The organism is Chloroflexota bacterium, assembly GCA_020850535.1.
Lineage (GTDB): Bacteria > Chloroflexota > UBA6077 > UBA6077 > JACCZL01 > JADZEM01.
This window is the reverse complement of sequence record JADZEM010000031.1, coordinates 1-17,046: the sequence shown is the minus strand read 5'-3', so window position 1 is coordinate 17,046 and position 17,046 is coordinate 1. Positions and strand designations below refer to the sequence as shown.

Sequence of the window (17,046 nt, the reverse complement as noted above, 5' to 3'; positions counted from 1 at the left end):
AGTCGCTTCGCGACGCCCCGGTCTCACCGGACGACGCTGTTCCCGGCGTCCGTCGCGCTTCGGGAACACCAGCGAACATGCAATCGCCCTGTTGCGTTATCTGGTTCGATTGCAGCGCTCGCCAATTGAACTGCTGTGGGAAAGCAAGACGCCCAGACCGGCACCGTCTGGGCGTTGCTGATCGTGATGCGTCTCGTTGGCGAGACTGCTGCCTACGCGCGCTCCTCCAGCGGCAGGAACTTCTGCTGGCGCGGGCCGACGTAGCTCAGGCGCGGGCGGATGATCCGGTTCTTCTCGAACTGCTCCATCGCGTTGGCGCACCAGCCGACGATGCGGGCCGAGGCCACGAAGTTCGTGAACAGGTGCAGGGGGAAGTCCAGGTAGTACAGCGCAGCCGCCGCGTACAGGTCCACGTTGGCGACCAGCCGCTTCATCGAGCGGATGTAGTCCTCGGTGGCCAGGGCGATCTCGACCCAGGTCGCATCGGACGAGCGCTCGGCCAGCGTGCGGCACATGTTGCGGAGGTGGGGCGTGCGCGCGTCGCCGGTCTTGTAGACGCGGTGGCCGAAGCCAGGGATCAGCCGCCGCTCGGAGAACGCCTTGTCCACCCAGGGCTTGACGTTCTCGACCTCGCCGATCTCCTTGAGCAGCGCGATGGAGTCATCGGCCGCGCCGCCGTGGGCCGGCCCCTTCAGCGCGCCGATGCCCGCCACGATGGCCGAGTGGAGGTCTGAGTTCGTGCCGACCACGACGCGCGTCGCGAAGGTCGAGGCGTTCAGCTCGTGCTCGGCGTACAGGTTCATGGCCGTGTTGAACGTCTGGATCGACTCAGGGGTCGCCCGCTCGCCATTCAGCATGTAGAGGTAGTTGTCGGCGTGCCCGAGCGAGAGGTCCGGGGCCACCACCGGCTTGCCCTGGGCGATCCGGTTCTGCGCCGCGACGATGGTCGCGAACTGGGCCGTCATCCGCACCGATTTGGCGCGGTTCGCCTCGGCGCTGTTGTCCTCGGCCTGCGGATCGTAGCAGCCGAGCGTCGAGACGATGGTGCGGAAGGCAGCCATCGGATGAATGCCCTTCGGGAGGGCCTCGATGGTCGCGATCACCCGGGGATCGACCACGCGGGCGGCCTTCAGCTCGTCCTCGAAGGCGCCGAGCTGGGCCTTGTTTGGGAGCGTGCCGAAGAGGATCAGGTGGGCGATCTCTTCAAAGCTGGTGGTCTCGGCGATGTCGTGGATGTTGTAGCCACGGTACTCGAGCACGCTGGGATCGGCGAGTCCGTCCAGGAAGGTGATCGACGATTCGCCGGCCAGGACGCCCTCAAGCCCGGCGATGACCTTCTCGGAGCCCACGCTCATGCTGTCCTCCCACACGCGGGATGCGCGCCGGCCAGAGCGGCGTCGCCTGCATCAGGGCGCAAAGTCCCTCGGAGAGAGAAGTATACGTCGCTGTCCGAAGCGGAACAGCCTTGTCATCGCCGGGTTGACGGCCCGGGCGACCTCTGGGGCGGTACGTTGTCACTACCGACACACGGTGCGCCGTTGTCATCGTTGATGCACGGTTGCACGCGTACGTGGCGGCCCGCGTGATTTCGCAGCGACCACGCTGTTCCAAACAGTTGGGGAGGTTCACCATGCTTGTCGATGAGATCATCCGCGCCCTGCGCGATCCTGAGTACCGCGCGCAGCTGATGTCCGAAGTCTACGGCGCGCTGCCAGACGGCTCGCTCGCCCGGACGGACCCGTCCGAGGGCGACCAGGAGTCTGCCACCGACGCCTGAACCTTGAGATCATCGCGCGGGCGTTGTCCGCGCGAGGTTTCGGGCTGGCGCCGGCGTCCAGATACTCCCGCGCCGGCCTGTTCAGACCAGTACAATCGCCACGACCGGGGTTGACCGGGGTCGAGGAGGCTGCCGTGGCGATGGCCGATGTCCTGAGCAAGCTCCGCACGACTGACATTCAGCTGGTGCGGTTTCTGTACTGCGACAACGCCGGTGTCATCCGCGGCAAGGCGTCGCACAGCGACGGGCTTGAGAGCCGCATGGAGGGCGGCATCGGGCTGACGGTGGCGATGCAGGCGATGAACCTGCTCGATCAGCTCCAGGCGGTCGAGGGGATGGGCCCGGTCGGCGAGATCCGCCTGATCCCCGATGCTGACACGTTCGTGGTGCTGCCGTATGCCGCCCGCTCGGGGCTGATGCTGGCGGACATGCAGACGCGCGACGGCAAGCCGTGGGGGGCGTGCCCGCGCAGCTTCCTGAAGCGGATGATCCGCCGCGCGACCAACGAGGGGCTGCAGGTCAAGGCGGCTTTCGAGCCGGAATGGTCGCTGGCGGTGCGCGTCGACGACCGCTACGTGCCGTTTGACGAGTCGCTGTGCTTCAGCACGGTCGGGTTTCAGACGGCGGCGACGGTGATCGACGAGATCGTGGAGGCGCTGACGAAGCAGGGGCTGCGCGTCGAGCAGTATCACCCGGAGCTGGGCAGCGGCCAGCAGGAGCTGTCCATCGGCTACGCCCCGGCCCTGCGGGCGGCCGACAACCAGATCCTGTACCGCGAGACGATCCGTGCCGTGGCCTTCAAGCACGGCTACTTCGCCTCGTTCGCGCCGAAGCCCTGGCCGGACCAGGCGGGCAACGGCTGCCACATCCACCTCTCGGTCTGGGATCCGACCGGCGAGGAGAACCTGTTCTTCGACCGGGCTGCGCCGTATCAGCTCGGCCCGCTCGGGCGGCACTTCGCGGCCGGCCTGCTGGAGCATCTGCCGGGCCTCGTGGCGCTGACCTGCCCGAGCTACAACAGCTACCACCGGTTGCAGCCGCGCTCGTGGAGCTCGGCGTTCACCTGCTGGGGGCCGGACAACCGCGAGGCGGCCGTCCGCGTGGCGAGCACCTACGCCGGCCAGGAGATGCGCTCGATCAACCTGGAGCTGAAGTCGGCGGACAACAGCGCGAATCCATACATCGCCCTTGGCGGGGTGATCGCGGCGGGCCTGGACGGCATCACGCGGCGGCTTGAGCTGCGCGAGGAGCAACTCGTACTGGTGGACCCGGACACCATCCCCGACGAGGAGCGCGCCGAGCGTGGCATCAACCGGCTGCCGGACTCGCTGTCGGCGGCAGTGGACGCGCTGGAAGCCGACGAGGTGCTGATGGACGCGCTCGGGCCACTGCTGGCGACCTCCTACGTGGCCGTGCGCCGCTCGGAGTGGGGCGCGTTCTCCAGCCAGGGCTCGGCCTTCGAACACAAGCACCACTTTTGGAAATACTGAGTCCTACTCTGGAGCAACGGTGCTTCATCTGGTCAGAGGGTGTGACAGCAGGCCTATCCGTGCTTGCCTCACACGGCCGGCGTCAGGATGCCGAATGCCAGGCGGCGTAGCTCGCTGAGGTTGCCAGAGAACGGCGTACCCCAGTCGTGCAGCGTCATGCCCTCAAGCAGAAGCTGGCCGGCCGATTCAGCGATCTCGGGGCCGTCGACCACGTCACCGAGCGCCACGAACAGGCGTGTGAATGTGGTGTCTGCATCGACTGGGGCAAGCCGGCCAGCCGCGATGGCGTCGGCCGCCCAGAGTGCGAGCAGTGCGATGGCCCGATCCGTGGCAACAGCGGGCAGCGCCGGGTACTCGCTGATGATCGATTCGGCAGCCTGTGTCAGTGCGGACACGACTGGCAGATTGTCCGTCTGCATCATCGTTCTGGCTCCTCGGCACGGTACTTCAGATGGGGGCCGTGCAGCGGCGCCCCGTCTGCTCCGACGACTTCATGCCACACCTCACGGGTGACCCCGGCTGCATCGCGAAGCCGGCGAACCCGCGACTGGCTGCCATCTGGGCGGTAGTGCTTCTTGATGTGGATCTCCTCAACCCAGCCATTCGCGAGTGGGCGCACGATGTCCGGCCGACTCATGCGCTACACACTCCTCGAAAATCGCACATTTGGAACGGCGCGTTCGAATCAATCTCGCCCTTTGCGCCTGTTCGGCTGACTGGACCCCGTCCATAGGTGACATGAGGATCATACCCATTCCGCCGCGACCTCTCAGCAGGAGCATCTCATGAGCCGTCGTCACCAGATATGCTGCCGCCGCGCACTGCCCCATCCGCGCGGATCGACGAGGGGACACCTGTCCGTCATGACGCGGGACGGCTGCCCCGGCTCGCTGGCCACGTGCGTCACGTATCCATAGAGAGAGCCTCGTGGACTCCACTCCTGGACGTGGCGAATCATGTCGAAACGCACGCGCAAGGCGCACCAACGCTCCGTTGCCCGCCCGCTGCTGCTCGCCGGTGGCCTGCTCGTCCTCACCGTCATCGTCGCAGCGCTTGTCTGGACGGAGCCGGGCTGGCTGCAGTCAGGTACGGCGCGCGTCGCGACTGACGCCAGCGCCCCCGGGCGTCTCGTCGCCAGCGAGGCCACCGTCGATCTCGGGCGCGTCCCGTTCGACAAGATGGTTGAGGGCAAGTTCTCGCTGGCGAACACCGGGGGCCAGCCCGTCCGCCTGACCGGCAACCCGAAGGTGCAGATGCTGGAGGGCTGTTGACCGGCCACCCCTGCCGTCAGTTCGACGGTCGTCAAGCCCGGCGAGACCATCACCGTGCGCTACCCCTACATCATGCACACCGGCATGGGCGGCCCGCACCGCTTCGAGATCCGACTCGCCACCGACAGCCCGGAGACGCCCCTTGTGACCCTGACGCTGAAGGCGGTGTCCGGCTGATGCATGCCAGACCGATCGCGCGACGCGCCGTCCTCGGCGGGCTGCTCGGGCTGGGCGGCGTGGCTGCCTGGGCCGCCGTCGGCCGGGCGAGCGAGCGCTGGTTCGGCGCGAGCGGCGGCCCCGGTCCGACAGGCCGCTGGCCGGCCTGGGTCTCCCGCTCGCCAAAATCCCGCAACGCCTACTCGGTGGCGTTCGCGAACCTCGAGCTGATGGCGACGCTCCCCTGCTACTGCGGCTGCGGCGTGATGCCGAAGCCGCACATCAACCTTGCCGACTGCTTCGTGCAGGCCAATGGGGAGGTCGAGGAGCACGCCTCGGGCTGCGAGACGTGCCAGGATGAAGCGCTCGACGCCGTTGCCTGGGCGAACGCAGGCAACAGTTGGGCGGAGATCCACACCCGCATCGTGGCCGAGTACTCGGAGCGCGGGCCGGCCTACCCCGGCCACCGCGGCTGAGGCCGACGATGTGACCCCCGCTCCAGGCGCGCTGGAGCGGGGGCCAGGGGTGCGCGCCTCCTGGAATGCCGATGTCCGTCAGTCGAAGAGGAAGACGCCCTTACCCGTCGTCTGGGTGTCGAACAGCTTGTAGGCGGCCTCCGCCTCCTCAAGCTTGAAGCGGTGGGTCAGCAGCTTGCCGAGCGGCACCTTGCGGTCCACCACGAACCGCGCGCACTCGGCCTGCCCGACCGGGTTGAACGTCCACGAGCCGTACAGCGTGATCTGGCGGTGGATGATGTCCGGGGTCGGGTTGAGATGGACCTCGCCGCCCTCGCCCACGAAGCAGGCGCGGCCCCAGTTCTGGGTGCTGCGGACCGTGTTCGCACGGGCCGTGGCGTTGCCGGTGCAGTCCAGCGCCGCCTCAGCGCCCCAGCCGTTCGTCAGGTCGTAGATCGTCTTGACCGGATCGACCTCGCTGGCGTCCACCACCTCATCCGCGCCAAAGTCCCGCGCCAGTTGCAGCCGCTCGCTGCCCACGTCCACGGCGATGACCCGCGCACCCATCGCCTTCGCCAGCATCGTGGCGCTCAGGCCGACCGGTCCCTGGCCGTAGATCGCCAGCGTGTCCCGGCCGGAGACGGCCAGCCGCTTCACCGCCATATACGCCGTGCCCGTGCCGCACGAGACCGACGCCCCCTCCTCGAAGGTCAGCTCGTCCGGCAACGGCACCAGCATGTACGGCTGGACCTTCATGTACGGCGCGTGGCCGCCGTCGTACATGCCGCCGTACACCTTCGCCTCGAACGGGCACATCTGGTAGTACCCGATCTGGCACATCTTGCACTTCTCGCAGCCGCTGTAGTGATAGATCATCACCCGCTGGCCAATCGGCGCCGCGTTCTCGGACACCTGTGAGCCGCGCGCCACCACCACGCCGCACGGCTCGTGGCCGGCCACGTTCGGGGGGCGCTGCGCGCGGACCGCCTTCGGTGCGCGGTAGCCGGACAGGTCGCTGCCGCACATGCCTGAGGCTTTCATCTGCACCAGGACTTCGCGTGGCCCCGGTTCAGGATCGGCGAAGTCGCGCAGCTCGACGGTGCGCTCACCAGGGAAGTACACACCCTTCATCGGTTCTCAGCCCTCCCAATCGCTTCGACGAGATTGCGTGGCGTTGGTGCACCCCGCTGGCTCAGCGGCCGGCGGGATGCGTCCTCAGGCATGGTAGTCCGTGGCGATGCTCCGGTGCCGCGTGCTGAGGTGCGATCCGGTGTCGTGACGTCAGGGCGATTGCATGTTCATTGGTGTCCCCGAAGCATCATGGAACGGGCGGTCGGGGACTGAAGTCCCCGCCTACAGTCACACCGTCGCTGCGCGACGGCCGCCGGAAACGGCAGGCACTGGTGCGACTGGAGCGTCGCGCAGCGACTGCAGGATCGTAGGCGGGGCTTTCAAGCCCCGACGCGGCGGCACGACGACATCAACATGCAATCGCCCTGGTCGTGGCGTGCGGTGCAATGCGAGGACGTGCGATGCCGGTGCACACTTGATGGCGCTGTCCCGGGGTATCCTGTGCCAACCGCCGCGAGCCGGCGTCTGTTGCCACCGTTGCCAATGAACCGGCGCACTCTGACTGGTGCGCCCGGCAGGAGGGGAGACTTCGACCATGGCATTCTTCGAGCTTCGTCAGTACCGAATGCGCCCCGGCCAGCGGGACGCCTGGGTCAAGCTGATGGAAGAAGAGATCGTGCCGTTCCAGACCTCGAAGGGGATGGTCATCGCCGGGATGTGGACCGGCGAGGAGGACAAGGATCTGTACGTCTGGATTCGCCGCTTCGAGAGCGAGGAGGAGCGCGAGCGGCTGTACGAGGCGGTGTACCAGAGCGACACCTGGAAGAACGTCATCGGGCCGCGCGTCGGCGAGCTGATCGACCGCGAGCAGATCAAGGTGACGCGCCTGGAGGCGACGCCCAAGTCGGTGATCCGGTAGCGGTGCGCGCAGCCTGCTCCCCGCACGATGTGGGAGTGGGCTGCCCCCCCTGGCGCGCCCGGCGGCCAGCCTTCTGAATCCGGGTGGCCGCTACCAGCCTCAATCAGTTGCAGTATCCACCTCCGGTAGCATCGGCACTGCGAGTCCTGGCCGGCGCATCCGTGTCGGCCGTCTGCCCAGTCCGGCAGCACGCTGCGTTCGGGCCTGTGCTCTCGGGTCAGGCAGGCCCTGGTGGGATCGCGACGGCCAGACCCCCCTGGGATTTGGTCACAGCGCGCCCGGGATCGTAGACTTCGCCTCCAGTCACCGCACTGAACAAAGGATCGCCATGAAGCGCGCGCTGATCACCGGCATCACCGGGCAGGACGGCCGGCACCTCTCCGAGCTGCTGTTGCAGAAGGGGTATGAGGTCTACGGCCTCATGCGCGGACAGCACAACCCGAAGCGGGCGATCGTCGAGGACGAAGTGCCCGACGTCCGCCTGCTCGAAGGCGACCTGACCGACCAGGTGTCGCTGATCAGTGCGATCCAGAAGTGCCAGCCCGACGAGGTCTTCAATCTCGGCGCCATGAGCTTCGTCAGCCTCTCATGGAACCAGCCGGAGCTGACGGGCAACGTCACCGGCCTCGGCGCGCTGCGGGTGCTCGAAGCGATCCGTAACGTGCAGGGCGCGAACGCCAGCGCGGCGGCCAGCTCGGGCATTCGCTTCTACCAGGCGTCCAGCAGCGAGATGTTCGGCGCGGCCCCGGCCCCTCAGAACGAGGCCACGCTCTTTCATCCGCGCAGTCCCTACGGCGTGGCGAAGGTGTTCGCCCACCACATCACCGTCAACTACCGTGAGAGCTACGGGATGTTCGCGTGCAGCGGCATCCTGTTCAACCATGAGGGGCCGCGGCGCGGCCCGGAGTTCGTCACCCGGAAGATCTCGAAGGCCGCGGCTCGCATCAAGCTCGGAGTGCAGGACCGGCTGACCCTGGGCAACCTTGAGTCGAAGCGGGACTGGGGCTACGCCGGCGACTACGTCGAGGCGATGTGGCTGATGCTCCAGCAGGCGCGGCCCGACGACTACGTCATCGGGACCGGCCAGTGTCACAGCGTCCGTGACTTCGCGGAGGCGGCGTTCCGCTGCGTCGGGCTGAATTGGGAGGAGTACATCGACTACGACTCCTCGCTGCTGCGGCCGGCCGAGGTGGACGTGCTCCAGGCAGACGCCTCGAAGGCTCGAAAAGCGCTCGGCTGGTCCCCGAAGGTGGACTTCGACGGGCTGGTCTCGTTGATGGTCGAGAAGGATCTCGAGCGGGAGGGGCCGGCCGCGCGGTAGCGGCCCGGCGCTCGCTCACGGTCCGGCCATCGCTGGCGGCGCAGCCGTCGGTCCGCCTTGAGACGGCCGCTGGGCCTGAGTCGGGCCGGGGCGTCGGCCGCCACGCAGAGCGAGCCCGATATCGCCGCCAGCGCATCGCCCACGCTGCCGAGAATCGCACCGCCGGACGGGAATACGCCGCCCCGTTCCGTGGTTTGAGTTCATGAGTGAACGATGAAACGCCAGATCGCCGTGCCGACCGCCCCGAAGTCCACCGTCTCCGAACGGACGACGCTGCGCCGCCCCGAACAGGGCGTCGTAGCGTGGGTCCGACTGATGCGGGTGTACCAGAAGATCCAGCACGCGACCACCGAGGAGATGCGCCGCGAGGGCATCAGCGTCGGGCAGTTCGACGTGCTGGTGCAGGTCGGCGCGGCCGAAGGCGCGACCCAGCAAGCGGTGGCCGACGCGCTGCTCGTGACCAAGAGCAACGTCTGCCAGCTGCTGGACCGGATGGAGCGGGCCGGGCTGGTCGAGCGACGCCCGCACGGCCGGACCAACCTGCTCTACCTCACCACGGAGGGAAAACAGCTGCACGACCGCCTCGTACCGGCCCACGAGCGCCGCATCGCCGAGCAGTTGGCGGCGCTCAGCCCCGACGAGCAGGCCACACTCAGTGGCCTGCTGCGAAAGCTCGACCACAGCCTGACCTCCTGAGATCAGGCGTGCGCCCAGATCCACCTGCTGCTGCTGTCCATATGTTCATTACTGGACAGTTGATCGTTGTATCATCGTCGTATGGCGCGGGGGTGACGTCTCCCCTGCCGCACCAAAGGAGCCTTTCATGTCCGCTGACACCCAGACCGCCGTCTCCACCTGGAACATCGATCCGGCCCACTCGGTCGTGGAGCTGGCCGTCAAGCACATGATGTTCTCGACTGTGAAGGGTCGCTTCTCCAACGTCGTCGGCACGATCACCCTTGACGAGCGCAACCTGGCCAACTCGGCGGTCTCGACCACCATCGACGCCGCCAGCATCGCCACCGGCGAGACGAACCGCGACGGCCATCTCCGGTCGGCCGATTTCCTCGACGTGGACAGCTTCCCGCAGATCACCTTCGAGTCGACGGGCGTGGTCCCGCGCTCGGGCACGTCGTTCGCCGTGGTCGGCAACCTGACGCTGCGCGGGATCACCCAGGAGGTCTCGCTCGAGGCCGAGCTGACCGGCAAGGGCACGGATCCGTGGGGTGGGCAGCGGGCTGGCTTCACCGCCGCCACCACCATCAACCGCAAGGACTTCGGCCTGACCTGGAACCAGGCGCTGGAGGCCGGCGGCGTCCTGGTGAGCGAGCAGGTGAAGATCGCGCTGGAGATCCAGGCGACGCAGCAGGCGTAAGGCGCGGCAGGCGCAAGGCGCGGCGGGCGTAAGGCGCGGCAGGTGCAGGGCCACGCGTCCCGCACATCGACCATCGGTCTGGTAGTCGAAGCGGCAGGGTGGAGCATTCCGCCCTGCCGCTTTCCGCACTTCCGCTCCGCGCTCTGCCGCTGCCCTATACTCACCGCCGGCAGGACAGCCCTTGCGGACATCGACCGGTCCGGCCCGCGCAACGGCGTGCAACACGGGGGCGCTGCGCGGAGGGTTCCTATGGCGACGCCGATTCCTGTCACGTTCCTGGGCACCGGCGGCTTCCACGCGACGGCCGGCTACTGGAACAGCTTCCTGATCGGCGGCCGGATCCTGGTCGAGACGGCGCCGGCCGTGCTCCGCAACCTGCGCGTCGCCGGCATCAAACCGAACGACATCGAGGTCGTCTTCATCAGCCACTTCCACGCCGACCACACCTTCGGCTGGCCGTTCGTGATGTACTCGTCGCTGGTCCGCGAGCGCCGCACGGCCGATCTGTGGGTCGTCGGACCGCCAGGGATTCAGGCGTTCCTCGAGAACATGGTGGCGGCCGGCGCGCTCGACCACGTGGTAGACAACGCCCGGGCGCGCGTCGGCGGCGGCTACCAGATCCGCTACGTCGAGGTGGACGAGGGACCGCAGACGGCCGGCAGCGTCAACTTCCGGGCCGTTCGCGTCGATCACGACCCGGCCCTGGAGTGCTTCGGCTACCTGATCGAGGTTGACGGGCGGACGGTCGGCTACTCCGGCGACACGACCCTCTGCCCGGGGCTGCGGGCCATCGCGGCCGGGGCTGACGCGCTGGTGATGGAGTGCAACTCCCACCACGACCTGAACCCCGTCCACCTGACCTTTGACGATGTCCGGATCATCCGCCGGGAGTTCCCGGACCTGCCGATCGTCATCACCCACCACTCGGAGGACGTGGACGACGGCGGCCTGCCGAACGTCCGCGTGCCAGCCGACTTCGAGACCATCACCATCTAGAATCCCTTTCGGAGCGTGCCAACGATGACCGAGCCGACGACCTTCAGCGGACAGATCGGGCGAAGCTATCGCGATTCGACGCCCTGGTGGCCGGAGCCGACGCGCGCACCGGCCGGCTCACCAAATATCGTGTTCATCGTGCTGGACGACGTCGGGTTCGCCCACCTCGGCTGCTACGGCTCGGACATCAGCACGCCGCACATGGACCGACTGGCGGCCGGCGGCCTTCGCTACACGAACTTCCACACGACGGCGATGTGCTCGCCAACGCGGGCCTCGCTGCTGAGCGGTCGCCAGCATCACGCGGCGGGCGTCGGCGCGGTGGCCGAGTTCGCCGTCGGGTTCCCCGGCTACCAGGGCGCTCTGACGAAGCGCGCCGCCACCCTGGCCGAGATGATCGGGCCGAAGGGGTACAGCACGCTGGCGGTCGGGAAGTGGCACCTGATGCCGCTGCGTCACGCCTCGGCGGCCGGCCCGTTCGACTACTGGCCGACGCAGCGCGGCTTCGATCACTGGTACGGGTTCGCGGGTGGGTACACCGACTCCTGGCACCCGGAGCTGTACGACGGCACCACGGCGGTCGATCTGCCGGGCACGCCGGGCTACCACCTGTCAGAGGATCTGGTTGACCGGGCCATCGTGCAGGTGCGCGACCAGCAGTCGGCCGGGCAGGACCGGCCGTTCTTCCTCTACGTCGCGTTCGGGGCGGCGCACTGGCCCCATCATGTGCCACTGTCGTACGTCGAGAAGTATCGCGGCAGGTACGACCAGGGCTGGGACGTGGCGCGCGAGGCGTGGCTGGCTCGCCAGAAGGAGATGGGCATCGTCCCGCCGGCGACCGTGCTCGCGCCGAGCGATCCGGAGGTGCCGGCCTGGGACACCCTCGACGCCGACGAGCAGCGGCTGGCGGCGCGGCACATGGAGGTCTACGCCGGCTTCCTGGAGCACACCGACGCGCAGATCGGGCGGCTGATCGACTACCTGGAGGCGATCGGCCAGCTCGACAACACGCTGGTGATGCTGATCTCCGACAACGGCGCAAGCCCCGAAGGCGGGCGGCTCGGCTGCGTCAACGTCGATCTCCAGTACCAGGCCGGCGTGCAGGAATCGACCGAGATCGGGCTGGCGGCGCTCGACCACCTCGGCGACGAGACCACCAACCCGCACTATCCGACTGGCTGGGCGCAGGCCGGCTGCACGCCGCTCAAGTGGTACAAGATGGACACCCACGGCGGCGGCGTCCGCGATCCGCTGATCGTCCACTGGCCGGCCCGAATCAAGGATGGCGGCTCGCTGCGCCACCAGTACCATCACGTCGTGGATATCGTGCCGACGATCCTGGAACTGCTCGGCGTGGAGGCCCCGGCCGAGGTCAACGGCATCCCGCAGCTGCCGATCCACGGGACCAGCCTTGCCTACAGCCTGGATCATCCCGACGAGCCGACCCACAAGCAGACCCAGTACTACGAGATGCTGGGCGACCGAGGCATCTGGCACCAGGGCTGGAAGGCGGTCACGCACCACGCGGCCGGCACGGACTTCGAGGCCGACCGCTGGGAGCTGTACCACCTGGACTCCGACTACTCGGAGATCGACGATCTCGCCGCCGAGCAGCCCGAGCGGCTGCGCCAGCTCGTGGAGCGGTGGTGGGCCGAGGCCGGCCTGCACAACGTCCTGCCCCTGGACGACCGGCGCGGCGACCGCACCGCGACCGGCGGCCACCCGAACCCGCGCCGGACGTTCGTCTACCGTCCCGGTATGGCCCGCGTCGAGCGCTGGAACGCACCGAACGTGACCAATCGCTCGTTCAGCATCGCCGCGGATGTGGAGATTCCGAACGACGGCGCTGAGGGCGTGTTGCTGGCGGTTGGCAACCGCTTCGGCGGGTACACCTTGTTCGTCAAGGCTGGCCGCCTGACGTTCGAGTACAACGCTGGCGAGGCTCGGTACGCGGTGACGTCGGGGGCGAAGCTCGCGGCGGGACGGCACGCGCTCAGCATGGCGTTCGTCAAGACGGGGCGTCTCCAGGGGCGCGCCACGCTCTCGATTGATGGGGTGGAGGCCGGCAGCGTCGAGTGCCCGCGTACCTGGGCGATCAACCCGGCCCGCTCCAGCCTCTACTGCGGCCGGGACATCGGCGCGCCGGTCAGCGACGCCTACCGGTCGCCGTTCACGTTCACCGGCACGATCCACACGGTGACCGTGACCCTCGAAGATGACCAGGCGCGCGACGCTGCGGCCGAGCGCCGGGCAGCCATCGCCGAAGACTAGGGTCGTGGATCATGGATCGTGGGTCACGACCCACGATCCACGACCCAGGTCCATCCGTGACGCTGTGGCCGTCCCTGTCGTACACTCGTCACACGCGTTTTGTGACAAGCAGGCCATGGTACGTCTCGCTCACGCCGATGCCCTGTACGAGCGCATAGCGGCCGAGATCTTGCGCCGCGTTGCGAGCGGTAAGCTGCGTCCTGGCGACCGCCTCCCGCCGATCAGGCAGGCGGCCGGAGAGTGGGGCGTCAACCTGAACACCGTCGCCCGGGCCTACGCCGCTCTTGCCGAACGCGGCATCCTGGAGACGCGCGCCGGTGGCGGCACTGTCGTGGCGCGCACGTCGGCGACCTCGGCCGCCGATGGGCTGGACCCCGTCAGTCAGGCTCGTGCCGAGCGGCTGCAGGCCCGACTCGGCAGCGCGGTGCTCGAAGCGCTGGCGGCCGGCTACGCCGAGGCCGAGATCGAGGCGGCCGTGAGCGCTCAGTTGGCGCGCTGGCGGGCGACGCGGGTCGAGGAATCGCAGGGCGGCGTGCACGAGGAATCACAGGCTGCCGACGCCGAGGACGCCCTGCGGCTCGTGGGGAGCCACGACCTGGCGCTTGAGGTGCTGGCGGGGCGGCTCCGCGCGCTGCCAGACTCCGTGATGCTCGAGGTTGTGCCGACCGACAGCCTGGACGGCCTGTTCGCCCTGGCGCGTGGCACGACGGACCTGGCCGGTTGCCACCTGCTCGATCCCGAGACCGGCGACCACAACGTCTCGTTTGTGCGGCGGCTGCTGCCCGGCGAGACGGTCCTGTTGGTCACGCTGGCCCATCGACAGCAGGGGCTGATCGTGCGGCCGGGCAACCCCCGGGGGATTCACGGCATCGCGGATCTGGCCCGTCCGGGCATCACCATCGTCAATCGGCACCGGGGCAGTGGCACCCGTGTCCTCTTGGATGACGCGCTCGGCCGGGCGCACATCGACCCGCTGACGCTCGCCGGCTACGACCGCGAGGAGGCGACCCACCTCGCCGTGGCCGGAGCGGTGGCGGCAGGCACGGCAGATACCGGCCTCGGCATCCTGGCGGCGGCCCGCGCCTACGGACTCGACTTCGTGCCCGTCGCCCGTGAGCGCTACGAGCTGGCCCTGCGGCCGGTCACGGCGTCCCTGCCGGCCGTGCAGCATGTGCTTGAGACGCTACGGTCTGCCGACTTCCGCGCGGTGGTCACGGCGCTCGGCGGCTACGACACATCGGAGAGCGGCGTCGTGCGGAGCGTCGAGTAGCCCGGAAGAAGCCCCCACCCCCGACCCCTCCGCCGCACGCGTGAGAGGGGAGTCTGCATAGGAGATTACCTCATCCTGCGAAGCACACTGGCTGACCCCTTGGGCGACTCGCCATATGTGCACTCGTCGGTGTGGCGCCTGCTGGCGCTCGCGCTTGCCCTCGCGCTGGCCGCCTCCGCCTTGTGGCCGGCGGCTGCATGCGCCGAGCAGCCGCCCCTGATCCTCGGCACGACCATCGATCTCCAGCGGACCGGCCTGCTCGACGTGCTGGCGCCAGCCTTCGAGCGGCAGACCTCGCGTTCGGTGACCGTGGTGGCCGTCAGTGCGCCGCACGCGCTGGTGCTGGGCATTCGAGGCGAGCTTGACGTGCTGCTGGTGGACGCAGGCGACGACGAGCCCGGCTTCATGGGGGCCGGACACGGCGTCGAGCGGCGGCTGGTGATGCACGGCGACGAGGTGCTCGTCGGGCCACGCAACGACCCGGCCGGGCTGCGCCAGACCTCCAGCCCAGCGGATGCCTTGCGGCGGATCGCGCAGACCGGTGCGGCCTGGATCAGCCGGGCTGACAATTCGGCGCTCTACCAGATCGAGAAGCAGCTCTGGCGCGACGCGGGCATCGATCCGCTCGGGCAGCCCTGGTATCAGCCATACGGCCAGGGGATGACCGCGACCCTCGCCGCTGCCACCGAGCGGCAGGCGTACACCCTGGCCGACCGACCGACGTTCCTGGAGCGACAGTCGCAGCTCGATCTCGCCATCCAGGTCGAGAAGGCGCCCGATCTGCTGCGCCTGTACCACGTGATCGTCGCCAACCCGGCCAGGGGGCCGTGGATCGACGAGGCTGGCGCGCGGGCATTCATGACGTATGTGCTCGGTCCCGAGGCGCAGGAGCTGATCCGAGGCTACGGCACGGACCGCTTCGGTCAGCCGATCTTCACGCCAGATGCCGGGCGTGTCGAGACGGATGTGCGCCCGGCCCGTCGCACGGGCGGGTAGCTCCACCATGGATCTGTTCCTCGAGGGGCTGTACCGGGCGGCGACTCTTATCCTCCAGGGCGATCCCGAGCTGTGGCGGGTCACCCTGCTCTCGCTGCGCGTGTCGGGCACGGCGATCCTGCTCTGTCTGCTGGTGGGCGTGCCGCTGGGGTGCACCATCGCGCTGACGCGCTTCCCCGGGCGCGGCCTCGTCATCACGCTGGTCAACAGTGGGATGGGGATGCCGCCCATCGTGGCCGGCCTCGTCGTTAGCGTGATGCTCTGGCGGACCGGGCCGCTCGGACAGCTCCGGCTGCTCTACACGCCCACCGCGATGATCATCGCGCAGTGCGTGCTGGCCCTGCCGGTCGTGATCGGCCTGACGATCGCCGCCATCCAGCAGCTCAATCCGAAGCTGCGGCTCCAGATCCTCGGCCTGGGCGCGTCGCGACCGCAACTGCTCTGGCTGCTGATCCGCGAGGCTCGGCTGCCGCTGCTGGCCGCTGCGATGGCCGGCTTCGGAGCCGTCATCTCGGAAGTCGGCGCATCGATCATGGTCGGCGGCAACCTGATGGGCCAGACCCGCGTGCTGACCACCGCCACCGTGATGGAGGTCAGCAAGGGCGAGTTCGGAACGGCGATGGCCCTGTCCATCGTGCTGCTGCTGCTGGTCTACGGCGTCAATGCGCTCTTGACCTGGGTCCAGCAGCGCGGACGGCCATTGTGAGCGTCGGCGAGCTTCCGGCGGCCGGCACGTCGCCCTCGCCCGGAACTGCTGGGCCGACCCCACACCTCGACGTGCGCGATCTGCTCATCCGGCGCGGTGGGCGGGATCTCCTCCGGATCGAGCGTCTGGCGGTCCAGCGGGGGGAGATCGTCGTGCTGGTGGGGCCGAACGGCGCGGGCAAGAGCACGCTGCTGACGGCCCTGGCCCTGATCGACCGACCGGCGGCGGGGACCATCTCGCTCAACGGCGTGCCGGTCGATTGGCGGCATGGCGCGCTGGCGGCGCGTCGGCGGCTGGCGGTCGTCTTTCAGGAGCCGCTGCTGTTCGATACGACGGTTGCCGAGAACGTCGCCAGCGGCCTCAAGCTGCGGGGGATCGGGCGGCGGGAGCGCGAGCCGCGCATCCGTGACTGGCTGGAGCGGCTGGGCATCAGCCACCTGGCAGCGCGACAGGCCCGGACACTCTCGGGCGGGGAGGCGCAGCGCACCAGTCTGGCGCGGGCGCTGGTGCTGGAGCCGGAGTTGCTGCTGCTGGACGAGCCATTCGCCGCACTCGACGCCCCGACGCGTGAAGCCCTGGCCGACGACCTCCTGCCGCTGCTCCGCGAAAGCTCCACGACCACGCTGCTGGTCACCCACGACCGCGAGGAGGCCCTCGACCTGGGCGACAGGCTGGCCGTCATCATGCATGGAGAGCTGGCGCAGCTCGACACGCCCGAACGGGTCCTGGCCGCCCCGGCCAACGAGGACGTGGCCGCGTTCTTCCGCCGTCGCCGCCGGACGAGATCGTAGGTCGAGGGTCGAGGGGCGAGGGGCGAGGGGTGAGGGGTGAGGGGCGTGGGGTGAGGGGCGTGGGGCGTGGGGCGTGGGGCGTGGGGCGTGGGGCGTGGGGCGTGGGGCGTGGGGCGTGGGGCGTGGGGCGTGGGGCGTGGGGCGTGGGGCGTGGGGCGTGGGGCGTGGGGCGTGGGGCGTG

Annotated in this window: 18 protein-coding genes; 14 read left to right on the top strand and 4 right to left on the bottom strand. The window is 68.9% G+C overall.

The annotated features are described in order from the left end of the window. Positions 1–212: 212 nt before the first annotated feature. On the bottom strand, positions 213–1,355 hold the full coding sequence (locus IT306_05550) for a citrate synthase (protein MCC7367864.1): 1,143 nt from the start codon (positions 1,353–1,355) through the stop codon (positions 213–215). A gap of 275 nt (positions 1,356–1,630) precedes the next feature. Between IT306_05550 and IT306_05545 the strand changes: the two genes are divergently transcribed. Further along, positions 1,631–1,777, top strand: a complete 147-nt coding sequence (locus tag IT306_05545; GenBank protein ID MCC7367863.1) for a hypothetical protein — start codon at positions 1,631–1,633, stop codon at positions 1,775–1,777. Positions 1,778–1,917: 140 nt separating this feature from the next. After that, the gene (locus tag IT306_05540) at positions 1,918–3,267 is read left to right on the top strand and encodes a glutamine synthetase (protein MCC7367862.1); all 1,350 of its coding nucleotides are present in this window, start codon (positions 1,918–1,920) and stop codon (positions 3,265–3,267) included. 68 nt (positions 3,268–3,335) lie between these two features. Here the strand turns inward: IT306_05540 and IT306_05535 are convergent, their stop codons facing one another. Both IT306_05535 and IT306_05530 read right to left on the bottom strand, forming a co-directional pair. After that, positions 3,336–3,689 carry a hypothetical protein gene (locus tag IT306_05535; GenBank protein MCC7367861.1) on the bottom strand — a complete coding sequence of 118 codons (354 nt, stop codon included), beginning with the start codon at positions 3,687–3,689 and terminating at the stop codon, positions 3,336–3,338. After that, positions 3,686–3,904, bottom strand: coding sequence for a hypothetical protein (locus IT306_05530; protein MCC7367860.1), 219 nt, complete (start codon positions 3,902–3,904; stop codon positions 3,686–3,688). The genes IT306_05535 and IT306_05530 overlap by 4 nt, the downstream gene beginning before the upstream one ends. Before the next feature lie 319 nt (positions 3,905–4,223). Here IT306_05530 and IT306_05525 point away from each other — a divergent pair, with 319 nt between their 5' ends. After that, entirely contained in the window at positions 4,224–4,538 is a 315-nt protein-coding gene (locus IT306_05525) for a hypothetical protein (protein MCC7367859.1), read from the top strand. 176 nt (positions 4,539–4,714) lie between these two features. Beyond that, the gene (locus tag IT306_05520; protein MCC7367858.1) at positions 4,715–5,170 is read left to right on the top strand and encodes a hypothetical protein; all 456 of its coding nucleotides are present in this window, start codon (positions 4,715–4,717) and stop codon (positions 5,168–5,170) included. A gap of 78 nt (positions 5,171–5,248) precedes the next feature. Here IT306_05520 and IT306_05515 read toward each other — a convergent pair whose 3' ends face one another. Then, positions 5,249–6,280, bottom strand: coding sequence for a zinc-binding dehydrogenase (locus IT306_05515; GenBank protein MCC7367857.1), 1,032 nt, complete (start codon positions 6,278–6,280; stop codon positions 5,249–5,251). A gap of 535 nt (positions 6,281–6,815) precedes the next feature. Between IT306_05515 and IT306_05510 the strand changes: the two genes are divergently transcribed. The 10 genes from IT306_05510 to IT306_05465 all read left to right on the top strand — a co-directional run bounded on the left by IT306_05510 (position 6,816) and on the right by IT306_05465 (position 16,865). Continuing rightward, the gene (locus tag IT306_05510) at positions 6,816–7,139 is read left to right on the top strand and encodes an NIPSNAP family protein (protein MCC7367856.1); all 324 of its coding nucleotides are present in this window, start codon (positions 6,816–6,818) and stop codon (positions 7,137–7,139) included. 328 nt (positions 7,140–7,467) lie between these two features. Beyond that, positions 7,468–8,460, top strand: coding sequence for a GDP-mannose 4,6-dehydratase (locus IT306_05505; GenBank protein MCC7367855.1), 993 nt, complete (start codon positions 7,468–7,470; stop codon positions 8,458–8,460). 213 nt (positions 8,461–8,673) lie between these two features. Beyond that, on the top strand, positions 8,674–9,156 hold the full coding sequence (locus tag IT306_05500; protein MCC7367854.1) for a MarR family transcriptional regulator: 483 nt from the start codon (positions 8,674–8,676) through the stop codon (positions 9,154–9,156). Positions 9,157–9,283: 127 nt separating this feature from the next. Then, complete coding sequence (locus IT306_05495; protein MCC7367853.1) at positions 9,284–9,835, top strand: YceI family protein; 552 nt, start codon at positions 9,284–9,286, stop codon at positions 9,833–9,835. Between the two features lie 249 nt (positions 9,836–10,084). Continuing rightward, positions 10,085–10,831, top strand: a complete 747-nt coding sequence (locus tag IT306_05490) for a ribonuclease Z (protein ID MCC7367852.1) — start codon at positions 10,085–10,087, stop codon at positions 10,829–10,831. Between the two features lie 24 nt (positions 10,832–10,855). Further along, positions 10,856–13,102 (top strand): sulfatase-like hydrolase/transferase, encoded by a 2,247-nt coding sequence (locus tag IT306_05485; GenBank protein MCC7367851.1) that lies wholly within the window; start codon positions 10,856–10,858, stop codon positions 13,100–13,102. 115 nt (positions 13,103–13,217) lie between these two features. Beyond that, complete coding sequence (locus IT306_05480) at positions 13,218–14,372, top strand: GntR family transcriptional regulator (GenBank protein ID MCC7367850.1); 1,155 nt, start codon at positions 13,218–13,220, stop codon at positions 14,370–14,372. 129 nt (positions 14,373–14,501) lie between these two features. Next, on the top strand, positions 14,502–15,368 hold the full coding sequence (locus IT306_05475) for a substrate-binding domain-containing protein (protein MCC7367849.1): 867 nt from the start codon (positions 14,502–14,504) through the stop codon (positions 15,366–15,368). Between the two features lie 7 nt (positions 15,369–15,375). Continuing rightward, on the top strand, positions 15,376–16,074 hold the full coding sequence (locus IT306_05470) for an ABC transporter permease (protein MCC7367848.1): 699 nt from the start codon (positions 15,376–15,378) through the stop codon (positions 16,072–16,074). Then, positions 16,071–16,865: an ABC transporter ATP-binding protein gene (locus IT306_05465; GenBank protein MCC7367847.1), complete on the top strand. Its 795-nt coding sequence runs from the start codon at positions 16,071–16,073 to the stop codon at positions 16,863–16,865. The genes IT306_05470 and IT306_05465 overlap by 4 nt, the downstream gene beginning before the upstream one ends. The last annotated feature ends 181 nt before the right edge of the window (positions 16,866–17,046 follow it).

What these genes read in the sequence shown, in the direction of transcription:
- IT306_05500 (MCC7367854.1), top strand. Translation starts at nt 8,674, where the DNA reads ATGAAACGCCAGATCGCCGTGCCGACCGCCCCGAAGTCCACCGTCTCC.
- IT306_05505 (MCC7367855.1), top strand. Translation starts at nt 7,468, where the DNA reads ATGAAGCGCGCGCTGATCACCGGCATCACCGGGCAGGACGGCCGGCAC.
- IT306_05470 (MCC7367848.1), top strand. Translation starts at nt 15,376, where the DNA reads ATGGATCTGTTCCTCGAGGGGCTGTACCGGGCGGCGACTCTTATCCTC.
- IT306_05480 (MCC7367850.1), top strand. Translation starts at nt 13,218, where the DNA reads ATGGTACGTCTCGCTCACGCCGATGCCCTGTACGAGCGCATAGCGGCC.
- IT306_05515 (MCC7367857.1), bottom strand. Translation starts at nt 6,280, where the DNA reads ATGAAGGGTGTGTACTTCCCTGGTGAGCGCACCGTCGAGCTGCGCGAC.
- IT306_05510 (MCC7367856.1), top strand. Translation starts at nt 6,816, where the DNA reads ATGGCATTCTTCGAGCTTCGTCAGTACCGAATGCGCCCCGGCCAGCGG.
- IT306_05540 (MCC7367862.1), top strand. Translation starts at nt 1,918, where the DNA reads ATGGCCGATGTCCTGAGCAAGCTCCGCACGACTGACATTCAGCTGGTG.
- IT306_05490 (MCC7367852.1), top strand. Translation starts at nt 10,085, where the DNA reads ATGGCGACGCCGATTCCTGTCACGTTCCTGGGCACCGGCGGCTTCCAC.
- IT306_05535 (MCC7367861.1), bottom strand. Translation starts at nt 3,689, where the DNA reads ATGATGCAGACGGACAATCTGCCAGTCGTGTCCGCACTGACACAGGCT.
- IT306_05550 (MCC7367864.1), bottom strand. Translation starts at nt 1,355, where the DNA reads ATGAGCGTGGGCTCCGAGAAGGTCATCGCCGGGCTTGAGGGCGTCCTG.
- IT306_05485 (MCC7367851.1), top strand. Translation starts at nt 10,856, where the DNA reads ATGACCGAGCCGACGACCTTCAGCGGACAGATCGGGCGAAGCTATCGC.
- IT306_05530 (MCC7367860.1), bottom strand. Translation starts at nt 3,904, where the DNA reads ATGAGTCGGCCGGACATCGTGCGCCCACTCGCGAATGGCTGGGTTGAG.
- IT306_05495 (MCC7367853.1), top strand. Translation starts at nt 9,284, where the DNA reads ATGTCCGCTGACACCCAGACCGCCGTCTCCACCTGGAACATCGATCCG.
- IT306_05525 (MCC7367859.1), top strand. Translation starts at nt 4,224, where the DNA reads ATGTCGAAACGCACGCGCAAGGCGCACCAACGCTCCGTTGCCCGCCCG.
- IT306_05545 (MCC7367863.1), top strand. Translation starts at nt 1,631, where the DNA reads ATGCTTGTCGATGAGATCATCCGCGCCCTGCGCGATCCTGAGTACCGC.
- IT306_05520 (MCC7367858.1), top strand. Translation starts at nt 4,715, where the DNA reads ATGCATGCCAGACCGATCGCGCGACGCGCCGTCCTCGGCGGGCTGCTC.